Here is a 13,995-nt window from a genome sequence, read left to right on the forward strand (position 1 = left end):
TGCCATAACACTCAAATTAATGGGTCCTGATCCTAATTCGGCCAGCGTCGATGAACCCAAAGCCACTGTTCAGGGCGCTCGCGGATCCAGGATTCCATCGTCGCATTCACGTCCGTCATGATGTTTGCAATATCCCTGCGACGATCACCGGTCTTTTCAATATTAAGCGCCGGATAAAACGTCATACGGAAATGCGCACCTTCGAGACGTTCAACACGAACGGGAATAATGGGCGCATCATATTTCAAGGCAAATTGCGCCAAGGCGGGGGCGGTCATGGCATCCCGACCGAAGAACGGAACCGCAATGCCGTCGCTCATTTTCTGGTCGACCAGCATGCAGGCATGCCCGCCTTCCTTCATGAAGCGGGTGAGTTTACGCGCACCGTCAGGGCCTTTTTTTACCAGCTGCCCACGGAAAGTTTTCCGCGCGCGCATGAACAGGCCATCAACCCATGGATTGTCGGGCGCGCGATAGACACTCATCATGTCCATATCAAGCACGCTGGCAATGCACATGCTGACTTCCCAGTTGCCAATATGGCCGGTAAAGAACAGTCCGGCTTTGCCGTCGTCTTTGGATGCCAGACCGTGTTCGGCACCAATAATCTCGATGCGGGGGCCACTGGGCTGCATTTTGTGCAGATGGGGAATTTCGGCCGCAGAGCGGCCAAGATGTTCCCACATACCGGCGATGATTTCTTCGATTTCTTCGGCAGATTTTTCCGGAAAAGCGCGCCGAAGGTTGTTGCGGGCCTTTTTCGATTGGCCAAGTTTTGTGCCAATCTTACGCAAAATCCAGCCGCCAAAATTGGATGCCATATCAACGGGCATTGCGGCAAACAGCCAATAGATCAGATATGCACCAAACCCCTGCAGCGGGTGCGAGATGTATTTCTGACGCATTTGATAGAATTTGCTGTTCTTATCCATTGGCAAGTACGGTCTTCACAATTGTCGAAAGCTGATCTGGTGCATCAAAGGCCAGTCGAATATCCAAACTGCTTATGCCGTCGCGGCTTTCCATTGGCAAGCGCATCAGGTCTTTTTGGGTGGTGACAAGGGTTGCGCCAAGCTGTTCTGCCTGTGTCCGCAAGTTTATCAGCTCGTGCTCGCTGAAGACATGATGGTCGTCAAAGTCTTGGGTTTTGACGATTTCGGCCCCAACCTGTTTTAAGCTGTCATAAAACTTTTCCGGGCGTCCGATGCCGGCAAAGGCCATGACCTTTTGATTGGCAAAATCAGCACCATTAATCGGTTCGATCTGTGCTCGGAGTACCGGGACAGACGCAGGCAGGTCCGTAATAAATCTTGGCGTCTGATCGCCGATCAGGATAATGGCCCGGACCTTTTCAAGGCCGCTTAGCAGGGGTTCGCGCATCGGGCCTGCGGGCATGACCTGACCATTGCCAATGCCATAATGGCTATCAACGACGGCAAAACTACAATCCTTGATCAGGGACGGGTTTTGCAGCCCGTCATCAAGAATGATTGCATCCGCGCCGGCCGCATGGGCCATTTCAGCACCAAGGAAACGTTCGCGCGAAATCCAGGCAGGACCGTGTTGGGCAAGTAAAAGTGGTTCGTCGCCAACCTGTGCGGCGCGGTCATTGTTCGGATCGACGCGATGTGGACCCACGATTGATCCGCCATAGCCGCGGCTTACGAAATGCGGTGTACGGCCAAGGGCTGTTAAAATTTCGAACAAAACAATGGCTGTTGGTGTTTTGCCAGCCCCCCCAACCGTAAAGTTCCCAACGCAAAAAACCGGACATCCGGGATGGCGGGCGGTTATGGTCAGGTTTCGAATACATGTCCCGGCACGCCAGAATGCCGATAACGGTCTTAGGAGTGTCGGGACAATTCCGTCATGTTGCCAAAAACGCGGATCACGCATGATCCACCTCTTTGATCGATTTTTCGCTCATGATCGGACGCAACGCATCAAGGGTGCGATCCAGAACTTCTGCCTTGGAATTGGCATAAGCAAGAGCTGCATCGGCAATCTTTTGCGTTGTTGCGCTATCGCGCAACAGTGCACCAACCTGACGGGTCAAATCTGCACCGTCTGCGGCGGGACGGCAGGCACTAGCTGCCCGCATTTCTTCGCTGATGGTGATGAAGTTGCTCATATCCGGACCATGCAGAATAGCACAACCCAGTCTGGCTGGTTCGAGCGGGTTCTGACCACCCGTTGCGCACATGGTTTTACCCATAAAGCAAATCGGGGAGATGCGATAAAACAGGCCCAACTCGCCAATGGTATCGGCGAGATATATGTCGGTTTGCGGTGTAATCGCGTGACCGAGGCTGCGACGTGAAACCTGTAATCCTTGGGCGATCAAGTCCGCTTCGATGTCATCAGCACGATTGGGATGGCGTGGAACAACGATGGTCAAAAGACCATTATGTGTCGCGATCAGTTCCTTGTGAACGTCAGCGGCAATGCGTTCTTCGCCTTCAAAGGTACTTGATGCCAGCCAGACGGGGCGTTGGCCGATCTGTTCGCGCAAGTTTGCAAGTTCGGTGTCATCCGCCGGAAGCGGCGGGGCCGCGAATTTTAAATTCCCTGCGGTTTTTACATGGGTTGCACCTAGGCTTTCAAACCGTTCGGATTCTTCGACACTTTGGGTCAGGATCAAATCAAACGCCGCAATGACCGGGCGAATGAAGGACGGAAATCGTGAATAGCCCTTAAAACTTTTTGCCGAAATGCGCCCATTGAGCAGAACCAGTTTTACGCCAGCCTTTTTGGCCTTGGTCAGCATGTTTGGCCAAAGATCACTTTCAAGCCAAAGTGCGACATCCGGTTTCCAGTGATGGAGAAAACGCGCCACACTGACTTGCCGATCAATCGGAATGAACTGATGGATTACCCCGTGTGGCAAACGATCATGCATCAATGCCGCCGAGGTGACAGTGCCGGTGGTTACAAGCACCGAAACATTCGGGTATCGTCGACGAATTTCATCAATGACCGGCAAGGCAGACAGGGATTCACCGACACTGGCACCATGTATCCAGACAAGGTTACCTTTGGGGCGCATGGCACTGGGATGACCAAAGCGTTCGCCAATCCGTCCCGGATCTTCCTTGCCGCGGTTTTTCCGGCGGTTGAGATACAGATAAAGAGCCGGGCCAAGCAGGCGTGTTGCCGCGCGATAGGCGTAAAACAGGCTCATTTACCGCCTTCCTCCGCCGCCATCTCGGACCGTTTCTGTTTTGCCTTTTCGTTGGGGCCAGCAGGCGGAATGGTTTTAAGGCCAAGGGCCGCGTCGGTGTCCTGCGTTAACTTGGTCAGGGCTGTTTCAAGTTCAAGCCGTTTGGCTTCAATACCAGCTTCGTCAAGTTTGCGATCAACATGGATCGGATCGCCCCAGTGAAAGACACCACGGGAAAATGGCAGGGGCAGAACAAACCTGTCCCAACTGCCCAGCACCTTTCGGTTGGACGCCGAATAGGTCAGGGGGAAAATCGGAACATTGCCCATCCGGGCGGCCTGAATGATGCCATCTGATGCCCGCATGCGGGGGCCGCGCGGCCCATCCGGGGTCATGCCAACAACTTCGCCTGCCTTCAAGGCCTTCAGGATTTGCCGCAGGGCCGCAGCACCGCCTTTGCCCTTGCCGGTCGATCCCGCAATGGTTTTGGGGCCGAAATAGGCAATGGTACGGGAAATGATATCCCCATCGCGGTGGGCTGAGATCAGCATATTAAACGGACGATCCCCGCCAACAGAACGCCATGTATAGGGCATCATCAACAGCCGCTGGTGCCAGAAAGCAACGATGAACGGTTTGCCTTCGGTCAAGTAATGGGCAGGATGATCGCCACCCTTGGTTTGCCAACGTCCTGTCGTATGGATCAGGCGCACATAGTTTGCCGCGAGCCAGCACAAAGTGCTCCGCGTGGTTTCGCTTCTGATGATCCGTTTATGCCACTGCACGCCCGTAAATCCCGAAATTGTCCCGGATCAGTTTCCGTTTTCTTCTGAGAATTGCAGATTGTAAAGGTTCGCATAAGCGCCTCCAAGTGCAAGCAATTCTTCGTGTTTGCCGTGTTCGGTTACCCGACCATTATTGATCACACAGATTTTGTCCGCGTCAACAATGGTCGACAGACGGTGCGCGATGACAAGAGTGGTGCGGCCCTTCATCAACTCGGCCAGTGCGCCCTGAATGTGGCGTTCTGATTCGGTATCAAGAGCAGATGTTGCTTCATCAAGCAGCAAGATCGGCGCGTTTTTCAACATCGCACGGGCAATGGCAATACGCTGGCGCTGTCCGCCGGAAAGCTTCACACCGTTTTCACCAACAATGGTGTCATAGCCTTCTTCAAGTTGCAGGATGAAGTCATGGGCGGCGGCATGGCGGGCCGCATCTTCGATTTCGGCCTCTGTCGCACCGGCACGGCCATAGGCAATATTGGCGCGAACCGTATCATCAAACAGGGTGATTTCCTGACTGACCAAGGCGGTAGCTTTACGCAGGCTTTCAAGCGTTACGTCACGAATGTCCTGACCATCGACGCTAATCGCACCATTATCAATGTCATAGAAACGCGGGATCAGGTTAAGGATGGTGGATTTACCCGCACCCGATGGCCCGACAAGGGCGACGGTTTCGCCTGCCTTGATTTCAAGATCAATATCGCGAAGAGCGGTGATTTCCGGGTTATATGCAAAGGACACCTTGTTGAAATTGATGTTCCCACCCGAAATGTTCAACTCTGTTGCATCCGGGGCATCTTTGATTTCAGGTTCAAGGTCAAGAACCATAAAGACACGCTGGGATGCGGCAAGACCCGACTGCAAGCTCATATTGATATTGGCAAGGCGCTTGACCGGTTCATAGGCCAGTAAAAGGGCGGTAATAAACGAGAAGAAACTGCCCGGATCACTTGCGCCATCAATCACCCGGCTGCCGCCGTAAATGATGATGGTGGTAATCGCTGCACCGCCCAGCGTTTCCATGATCGGGGATGACCGCGCGCTGACGGTTTGTGCCTTGAAGCTGAGTTTGAAAACCGTCTCGACAAGTTTTTCCATACGCGAACATTCGTATGGCTCCATGCCATAGGCTTTTACATGGCGAACGCCCTGGAAAGTCTGTTCAAGAAGGGTGGCAAATTCACCGATCTGTTGCTGGGTATTGGCCGAGACTTTGCGCATGCGTTTGCCCAAACGCGCAATTGGCAAAATGGCAGCAGGAAAAACCGTGAAGGCAATGATCGCCAATTGCCAATCCTGATAAAACATCACGCCAATCAGGACGAGGGCTGTGAGTAAATCCTTACCGAACCCTGTAAGGGCAACAGAGACGGCAGCACGCATGGAAGAGATATCGCTGGTGAAGCGCGTGATCAGTTTTCCGGTGTTTGTGCTGTGGAAAAAGCCAATGTCGAGGCGGATGACATGGGCGTATAGCTTGTTTTGAATGTCGGCAAGGATACGACCGCCAACATAGCTCATCAAAACGGACTGGCCATAGTTGGCAAAGCCTTTTAGGGCAAAAGAGAAAAGAACCGCGACACCAACAGGGATGAGCATCGCAGAATTCTGTTTGACGAAGACCTCGTTAATCACGGGATCCATCAAATAGGCATAGCCGCCTGTGGCACCCGCCATCAGCGCCATACAAATCAAAGCGAGAACAATTTTGCCGAAATAGGGGGCTACTGCATCCTGCACGATGCGCTTGACCATCGGCCAAGTGCCCCAGTGTTCAGCAGTCGGGTCCATCGGATTATTTCGCAATGATCTCTTCCTGGTCGTTCGCGCCATTTCCGATTGTATCAATTCGATACTATCTATATGGATATGGCCTCAAAATAAGATTTATTACACGCGCTGTTGCTAGCATGCCCGGACATAGGCGGCAAGCCACTGGAGACGTGTGATGGGCACAAAATCGGTCTGTTGGTCCGCAGATGACGAAGAGCGACATATAAGACAAAAAAATGAACGAGCAACTCCACCTACTTGTCGAACATACAATAGCCCAAGGTGTTGGCGCGCGCGTTTTTGCGCTGCGCTGGGAAAACCGCCGTATCTGGGTCAAACAGGCGGTTCCGGCAAAACACAAAGTCTGGCACCGGTTGCAGCGGTTTCTTGCCAACATTACTGGCATTGCTTTGCTGCGCCCGACGGTGTCTGCCGGTGGGCAAGCAGGTCTTGAAAGCGAAGCCAACACCTTGCGGAAACTCGCAAGCCAAGGGGTTCTTGTTCCCGACATTGTTGATATCGGACAGAACTGGCTGGCCATTGGGGATAATGGCGGCATTTTGCAAACGCGCATTGAAGACGACATGTTTGCCAATAATCTGGAAGCTGTCAAAGACCACATATCTTCTGCGGGTGCGGCCTTGGCCGAACTGCACCATGCCGGTAAGGCGCATGGTGCACCATTGTTGCGAAATATGACTCTTCGGGACGACGGAAAGATTGGGTTTATTGATTTTGAAGAAGATCCAAATGCCCGCATGCCAATGATTGATGCGCAGGCGCGGGACATCTTGTTGTTTGTCTTTTCGATCCAGCGTGAATTCAAAAAACGCCCGGAATTTCTGCGTTTAGGTTGGCATGCCTATATGCGTGCAGCAGGTGCCGATGCGCCGCAACTTGTGCCGCTTCGAAAAGTGTTCGGCTTGCTGCGCCCGGTCTATCTGATCTTGCGTCCCTTCCGGCGTTGGTTGGGGACCGATGCGATCAATGGCCTAGGCGCCTATCGCATATTGCGCAAAACCTTGCGTGAAGAAGCAATTAAGCCTTGATCGCACTTCTAGTTTAACGCCCATATCTGCATGTAACCGAACGGGGCGCCAGCACCTTATTGTGCTGGCTGACCGATCGGTGCAGTCGTGTCGTTTGGCGCAGCTGTCTTATCGCTGTCAGTGTGGCTTTTAATGTCCTCTGACATGTGTCGTGCTGCGTCATCAAGGGATATGCGAATGGCCTCAACCCCATCAAATCCACCGGAAAATGGTGCCAGATTATGCAGAAACTGGCTGGCGGAATTATGCCAGCTATATTGTTCGGCCAAGGCGCGGGCGTCTTCGCCTTTAAGTTCCAACGCAGCCATGGCAGCTTCGCGAAGGTCGGCATCAATTGCACCGGCCCTGGTGTCGCGGACAATGTCGGCGGGGCCCTGAACCGGGAAGACAGCAACCGGCGTGCCTGATGCCAAGGCTTCCAGAATAACGAGGCCAAAGGTGTCGGTCTTGCTGGGGAAAACAAAGACATCTGCGGCGGAAAAAGCGTTTGCCAATTCTTCACCGATTTTTTTGCCCAGAAACTGTGCGTTGGGATATTTGCCCTTCAGCTCGCCTAGCTGCGGGCCATCGCCGACGACGAATTTCGTGCCGGGCAAATCAAGGTCGAGAAAATGACCAATATTCTTTTCCACAGCAACCCGTCCGACAAACAGCCAGTGCGGTTTTGGGAAATCACCAAAGCTTGCCTCAGGCTGTGGGCGAAACAGGTTTAAATCAACCCCGCGCGACCAGATGTGAAGGTTGTTGAACCCCCAATCAGAGAGTTCCTGACGCAGGCTTTCGGTTGCAACCATCACCGATTGGGATTTCGAATGGAATTTCCGCATGCCGCGATAGGAAATCGAAAGGGGCAAGCGCCACCGCGCATGAATATATTCCGGGAAACGGGTGTGATAGGCGGTCGAGAAGGGCAAGCCTTTTTTAAGGCAATAAGCCCGTGCGGCCTGACCCAACGGTCCCTCGGTCGAAATATGGATCGCGACCGGGTGCAGGGCTTCGATCATTTTGGCCATTTTGCGTTTGGCAAACAGGGCCAAGCGGATTTCCGGATAGGTTGGGCAGGGAATGGTTTTAAACTGATCGGGCGAGATGACATGCACGTCATGCCCCATCTCGCCCAACTCGCCCCGTACGGTTTCAAGGGTACGGACAACACCGTTGACCTGTGGATACCAGGCATCGGTTACGATCAGTATTTTCATGCAGTCTTTCCAATCGGTGCATCATCGCGCTTTTGGGACGCGTTGGATGCGGAACTGCCCGAAGCATGGGCGATACGGAACATGGAAATCAGTTTACCAAGGCCAAGCGACGGCGCACTGGCGGCATCGCGACCGGGTGTGGAATGGGTCATGGCCATTTGACGCATTTCGGCCCAATGAAGTAGTTCCAGCTTGCCATCCATGTCTTCGACAAGCGCGGTACAGCTTTCGACCCAGTCACCGTCATTGCAATAAAGCACATCCCCGATCATGCGTTTTTCGGCATGATGGATATGCCCGCAAACCACACCATCCACCTTGCGTTTGGCAGCGGCGTGAGCGACGGCGTTTTCAAAGTTGCAGATGAATTGAACCGCATTTTTCACCCGGTTCTTAAGATAGGCCGAAAGCGACCAATATCCATAGCCAAGGCGACGGCGAATACCGTTGTAATAGCGGTTAAGCGTAATGGCGAAATTGTAAGCCGTATCGCCAAGATAGGCGAGCCACTTGGCGTATTTAACAACCCCGTCAAATTCATCGCCATGAATGACCAAAAGGCGTTTGCCATCGGCTGTTTCGTGAATGTCGTTCATTTTAACTTCGACATGCCCGAATGTCATGTCGACAAACTCGCGGGCAAATTCATCATGGTTTCCGGGCACAAAGATAACTTTGGCGCCATTTTTTGCCTTTTCCATGATTGTCGTGATAACGGCGTGATGACTTTCCGGCCAATGCCAGCTTTTCTTAAGCCGCCAGCCATCAATAATGTCACCGACCAGATAATAGGTGTCTGCCGTTACTTCATTGAGGAAATCCAAAAGAAGATCTGCCTGACATCCACGTGTCCCCAAATGGACGTCTGAAATCCAGACCGTGCGGTAATGCGGTTGCAGCGTCATCGCTGTCATTGCCGCTCCTCCGTATCCTGCCAAAAGGATGGCTGGAACCCGACGGTTTAAAACGCCGAATACTGTCCCCAACCAGTATCGGTTTAAAATAAAACGCGCGAACATATAACCCGTTCACAGAAATTTCGCAGTTCTGTAAAGCAACTGTTACATGTTTTCTTTCATATGGTAGTGCGTATGTATGATTTATTTCGGTTTTATTTCGGAAGTGTGTTCTGAATGACCCATGCCGGTGTGACTGTGATCTTCAATCCACGTGCGGGTGGCAATAAACAACGGTTTTTGTCCAAGATTCTGCAGCATGCGGGGATCAAGGTGGAATTGTTGCAAACCACCCATCCCGGACATGCCCGTGAACTTGCGCGCAAAGTGCGTGCACATCAGCGTCTGTTCGTTGCAGGTGGGGATGGATCGTTAAACGAGGCCCTGAACGGGTTGCTTGATGCCCAGATTGACGGGCATGAGGTACCACCCCTTGGCGTTATCCCCTTGGGGACGGCCAATGTGTTGGCCGTTGAGGTCGGGCTGGAATGCAAAGCCCAGGCCGTTGCCGATTATATCAACAATCCCGGCATGGTCTGGGTTCGCCCGGGCTTGGTAAACGGGCGGGCATTCTTCCTGATGGTCGGAATGGGGACGGATGCCGATACCGTTGCCAATGTGTCGCTTAAGCTTAAACGCATGATCGGTAAGGGGGCGTATGTTCTTGAAGGTATCCGCAATATTATCTTTCCGCGCCATCGTGATTTTGAAGTGAATATTGGCCGGGAAAACTATCGGGTTGCCGGCGTCGTTGTTACCCATGCCCAACATTATGGTGGCGCGTTCATCATATCACCGAGTGCAAAACTGACTGACAATGCCTTTGACGTGGTTTTAATGCCCGGAAATAGCATCGGTGCCTTATCGCGTTACGGATTGGCCCTGACCCTTAATCGCTTGCACGAACAGACCGACGTTTCCGTCGTGCGGGCGGAGCGCATCACGATTGAAAGCCATTGCGGCCCCGCACCCTTGCAGATTGATGGCGAAAGTGCAGGTAAGCTTCCGTGCGAAATCACATTGTCGCCTTATCCGGTGCGGTTAATGGTGCCATCTGCCTATGCAATGCAGCACAATGACAGTGCCGCGGACGATCAGCGCCACGGGCAGGTACTTTTGCAAATTGCCGCCGATTGATTTTTGGCAGTCACGGACCTGCTATTTCCAGAGAAACGCGCATTCGAATGCAACCATGGCAAGAGAATATCATCCTTAAGAGTAGGGAATTTCCTGTTGGCTTGGTTTAGTGCAAGCGCATGGGTTGCTTATTTTTGAATGGTTCCAGTTTGCTGTGGTTAATTCATAACGCCTTCTTTTATTCGCTCATAGGTTGACCATATGTCATGGGATAGTGTTGCACGGGGTTCCTGTGGGGGGAGTATGGAAAGGGGTATTTCTCATGCTTTGCCATAATGGTGTTTCGGGGTGCAGTGGCAGAAGGGAGAATTCGGATGACAGCCGACGTATCGTCAATTCAATCGCGTGTCGGGGTTTTGGAAAATCTAAGGGTGCGAACCAAAATCCTGTTAGGTTTTGCAAGCGTACTCGTCGTTCTGATTTCGGCGTTGGCTTTCGCGTATTACAGCTTTGTACGCGTTTCGCACGATGTGGATGAATATGCCATCCATGTCGAGGAAGCCGGACTTATTGCCAAGATCGAAGTCGAATTTCTGCGCTTTACCAGCCATGCACGCGAGTTTGCAAATACAGGACACGCCGAAGATGCCGAGAAGGTTTTCCAAACAGCGGCGATCATTCGGCCATTGCTGGACAAGGCCTTAAACAGTTTTGCATCTGACGCACATCGAGCCCGTGTCGAGGAAATTTCGACAACGCTGGAGCGATATCTGAAAGATTTCGAAAAAATCAAAATTTTGAGCGATGAGTATCACGCACTTATTGTCGAACGGCTGGAACCCGACGGGATCAAAGTTGTTGCAGATCTTAATGCATTGATTGCACGCGCCGAATCATCGGGAAATATCGAGGTCCTTAAAAAGGCGGTAGCAGCCCGTGAACATGCTTTGCTGGCCCGACTTTACGCCAACATTCTGATCGGTCGTCAGGATGACAGCTTTGGCGAAAAGGCTGCGAGCGAGTTCGGGATGCTCGAAAAAGGGCTTTTGGATCTTGGGCCGTTCATGAGCAGTCAGGAAGACAAGCTGGTTCTTAATGATGCCATGACCCTGTTTGAAGATTATCGTTCGGCTTTTGATAAAATCCGTGCGGACGAGCTGACCATTGTCGACACAGTTAATGGCGATATGAAAACTGCCGCAGACCTGATCATTCGCGATACCGAAGAACTTACCGCCGAAATTGCAGCGGTCGAACATTCGATTTTTGAACGTGTGATTGATGAAATCGGTTTGGCGGAAATGGAAATTCTGATCGCATCCGTGATTGGAATGGTTTTGGGTATTGCGGTTGCCGTCCTGATCGGGGATCGTTTGTCCAAACCGATCATTGCGATCACGGCCCTAATGCGCAAGCTTGCCGATCATGATCTGACCGTCGTCATTCCATGGCAGAGCCGCAAGGATGAGATCGGACAAATGGCAGGCGCAGTTCAGGTATTCAAGGACAACGCCATTCGTAATGATGAACTTGAAGCCAAGGCAATCGAAGACGAAAAACGTGCCAAAGAAGTTCAGCGTGCCTTCATGAACACCACGGCTGATACCTTTAACACCGATGTTGGGCAGATCATTGAAACAGTTGCAGCCGCCGCGGTAGAGCTTCAGGCGACGGCGGATGCCATGTCGCGCTTGGCAAGTTCGGCGTCCGAGCAAACCATAACGGTCGCTTCTGCCACCGAGCAGGCCAGCGGCAATGTGCATTCTGTTGCATCCGCGACTGAAGAACTCAATACCTCGATCGAGGAAATCAACCGACAAGTCGTCCATTCCTCGGAAGTTGCGCGCAATGCGGTCGGGCAAGTTCGTCAAACCCAAAGAGATATGAAAGAACTGGTTGATGCATCCGAAGGCATTGCAACAGTCCTTAAAATGATCTCCGAGATCGCCGATCAAACCAACATGCTGGCGCTTAACGCAACAATTGAAGCCGCGCGCGCCGGGGAAGCCGGTCGCGGGTTTGCCGTGGTCGCCAACGAGGTCAAAAACCTGTCGGATCAAACCACCAAGGCAACCGAGGAAATCGCACGTTATGTCGATAATCTGCAATCGCGTACAGGCAGTGCCGTAAATCAGATAGAGGCAATCGGCAAAACGGTTGGGGAAATGGACGGGATCATCGCCACAATATCCTCGGCGATTGAGGAACAAAGTGCCGCGACCCGCGAGATTGCGTTCAATGTTGAACAGGCCGCAACCGGGACAACTGTGGTCAGCTCAAATATTGCAACTGTTAGTTCTGCGGTAAACGAAGCGGGTTCTGCATCGTCGGATGTTTTGCGTGCGGTCAGCATGCTGTCGCAAAACTTTACGACGCTTAAGGGGGCGACAGATCATTTTGTTGATACCATCCGCACCGCTTAGGACAGAATTTCCAACCTGAAAAAAGAACACCCGGTCAGACATCTGACCGGGTGTTCTAAATTAACAACGATGCATGGAAAGTGTGCGGTTACTGCCCGGCCAATGTCATGCCATCAACACGCAATGTCGGGGCATTGGTGCCGTATTTGAATGTAAGGTCGTTTGCCGGAACCACGGTTTTGAACATTTCTTTGAGATTGCCCGCAACGGTGATTTCAGACACCGGATAGGCCAGTTCACCATTTTCAATCCAGTACCCGGATGCACCGCGCGAATAATCGCCGGTGACACCATTCACACTGCTGCCGATCATCTCGGTGATGTAAAGGCCTTGCTTGATGTCCTTGATCATATCTTCGGGGGAAATCGTTCCCGGTTCCATGTAAAGGTTGGTGGTCGAAGGCCCCGGAAGGCTACCGGCCCCACGCGATGCGTTGCCGGTGGATTTCAGGCCCAGTTGGCGTGCAGATCGCAAATCCATGACCCAGGTTTTCAAAACACCGTTTTCGATCAGATACCGTTTCTGGTTTGCCACCCCTTCGGCATCGAACGGCTTGGACCGCAGGCCACGTTTGCGGTGCGGGTCATCAACGATGTTGATATGCGGGGCAAAGATTTCATTGCCCATTGCATCAAGAAGGAAGCTGGTCCCACGTGCAATGCCCGATCCATTGATGGCACCAGACAGATGCCCAACGATTGAGGATGACACACGTGGGCTATAAATCACCGGCACTTGCGTGCTTTTGACTTTGCGCGGGTTCAGACGGCGCAGCGTTTTTTCTGCTGCCTGTTTGCCGATATCGACCGGATCGCGCAGATCGGTTGAAAACACCGCGCTGTCATAATCATAATCGCGCTCCATGCCTGTACCAGCACCGGCGATGACCGATACCGAGATATGGCTGCCTGACCCGGCATAGCAATTGGCAAAGCCATTGGTGGCGGCCAGCGTAACTTGATGACGTCCCCAACCGGCTTCCGATCCTTCGGAATTGGTGATGCCTTCGACCGACCGTGCAGCTTCTTCACAAGCCGTCGCCCATTCGATCATTTTTGCCTGATCAACTTCGCCCGGTTCACAGAGTTCAAGCGCGTCAACATCGAACGTTTCGGCAAGTTCGGAAGGATCGGCAATACCGCAATAGGGATCTTCAGGTGCGTTTTTCGCCATGGCAACAGCGCGTTCAACAAGTTCGTTAAGGGCGGCCTCGCTGGTATCGGACGAGGATACAACAGCCTGTTGCTTGCCAATCAGAACGCGCAGGCCAAGATCGGCCCCTTCGGAACGTTCAAGCTTCTCGAGCTTGCCCAGACGTTGCGCAACCGAAAGCGACGTTCCTTCGACATAGACGGCATCTGCGTCATCCGCACCGGCCTTTTTTGCGCGTGCCAGCAAATCGTTGATGCGATCAAGTGTCATGTCGGTCTTGGGCATGGAGGCTCCCTCATGTCGGAATGTGGTTCTTAGGCTATGTTATAGGGGGCAGAAACGCATTCGCAAAGGCCCGAAAGAAAAAGACCCCTGCAATGTGATGTGCCAAGCTTCTGATCATAGAGTTGGCAG

Annotated in this window: 11 protein-coding genes; 3 read left to right on the forward strand and 8 right to left on the reverse strand. The window is 52.5% G+C overall.

Annotated elements, in window-relative coordinates; translation table 11 throughout:
- Positions 1-32 precede the first annotated feature (32 nt).
- The 5 genes from RIC05_RS00845 to RIC05_RS00865 are packed head-to-tail and all read right to left on the reverse strand — an operon-like array spanning position 33 to position 5,703.
- Positions 33-932 carry an LpxL/LpxP family acyltransferase gene (locus tag RIC05_RS00845; protein ID WP_350047883.1) on the reverse strand — a complete coding sequence of 300 codons (900 nt, stop codon included), beginning with the start codon at positions 930-932 and terminating at the stop codon, positions 33-35.
- Entirely contained in the window at positions 925-1,896 is a 972-nt protein-coding gene (gene lpxK, locus RIC05_RS00850) for a tetraacyldisaccharide 4'-kinase (RefSeq protein ID WP_350047885.1), read from the reverse strand. Before lpxK ends, RIC05_RS00845 begins: the two co-directional genes overlap by 8 nt.
- Positions 1,889-3,181 carry a 3-deoxy-D-manno-octulosonic acid transferase gene (locus RIC05_RS00855; RefSeq protein WP_350047887.1) on the reverse strand — a complete coding sequence of 431 codons (1,293 nt, stop codon included), beginning with the start codon at positions 3,179-3,181 and terminating at the stop codon, positions 1,889-1,891. Before RIC05_RS00855 ends, lpxK begins: the two co-directional genes overlap by 8 nt.
- On the reverse strand, positions 3,178-3,945 hold the full coding sequence (locus tag RIC05_RS00860; protein WP_350047889.1) for a lysophospholipid acyltransferase family protein: 768 nt from the start codon (positions 3,943-3,945) through the stop codon (positions 3,178-3,180). The genes RIC05_RS00855 and RIC05_RS00860 overlap by 4 nt, the downstream gene beginning before the upstream one ends.
- 27 nt (positions 3,946-3,972) lie before the next feature.
- Positions 3,973-5,703, reverse strand: a complete 1,731-nt coding sequence (locus RIC05_RS00865) for an ABC transporter ATP-binding protein (protein WP_350048056.1) — start codon at positions 5,701-5,703, stop codon at positions 3,973-3,975.
- 254 nt (positions 5,704-5,957) lie between these two features.
- Here RIC05_RS00865 and RIC05_RS00870 point away from each other — a divergent pair, with 254 nt between their 5' ends.
- A complete protein-coding gene (locus tag RIC05_RS00870; protein ID WP_350047891.1) occupies positions 5,958-6,770 on the forward strand; it encodes a BUD32 family EKC/KEOPS complex subunit in 813 nt (270 codons plus the stop codon).
- A 56-nt stretch (positions 6,771-6,826) separates the two neighbouring features.
- Here the strand turns inward: RIC05_RS00870 and RIC05_RS00875 are convergent, their stop codons facing one another.
- Entirely contained in the window at positions 6,827-7,972 is a 1,146-nt protein-coding gene (locus RIC05_RS00875) for a glycosyltransferase family 4 protein (RefSeq protein ID WP_350047893.1), read from the reverse strand.
- Positions 7,969-8,886 (reverse strand): UDP-2,3-diacylglucosamine diphosphatase, encoded by a 918-nt coding sequence (locus RIC05_RS00880; protein WP_350042428.1) that lies wholly within the window; start codon positions 8,884-8,886, stop codon positions 7,969-7,971. The genes RIC05_RS00875 and RIC05_RS00880 overlap by 4 nt, the downstream gene beginning before the upstream one ends.
- A gap of 219 nt (positions 8,887-9,105) precedes the next feature.
- On the opposite strand from RIC05_RS00880, the gene RIC05_RS00885 reads away from it, so the two are divergent.
- A complete protein-coding gene (locus RIC05_RS00885) occupies positions 9,106-10,065 on the forward strand; it encodes a diacylglycerol/lipid kinase family protein (RefSeq protein ID WP_350047895.1) in 960 nt (319 codons plus the stop codon).
- A 314-nt stretch (positions 10,066-10,379) separates the two neighbouring features.
- Positions 10,380-12,428 (forward strand): methyl-accepting chemotaxis protein, encoded by a 2,049-nt coding sequence (locus RIC05_RS00890; RefSeq protein ID WP_350047897.1) that lies wholly within the window; start codon positions 10,380-10,382, stop codon positions 12,426-12,428.
- An 88-nt stretch (positions 12,429-12,516) separates the two neighbouring features.
- Here the strand turns inward: RIC05_RS00890 and RIC05_RS00895 are convergent, their stop codons facing one another.
- Positions 12,517-13,866 carry a TldD/PmbA family protein gene (locus RIC05_RS00895; protein WP_350047899.1) on the reverse strand — a complete coding sequence of 450 codons (1,350 nt, stop codon included), beginning with the start codon at positions 13,864-13,866 and terminating at the stop codon, positions 12,517-12,519.
- Positions 13,867-13,995 lie beyond the last annotated feature (129 nt).

Origin of the sequence: Thalassospira sp., assembly GCF_040218635.1 — a bacterium.
Classification (GTDB): Bacteria; Pseudomonadota; Alphaproteobacteria; order Rhodospirillales; family Thalassospiraceae; genus Thalassospira.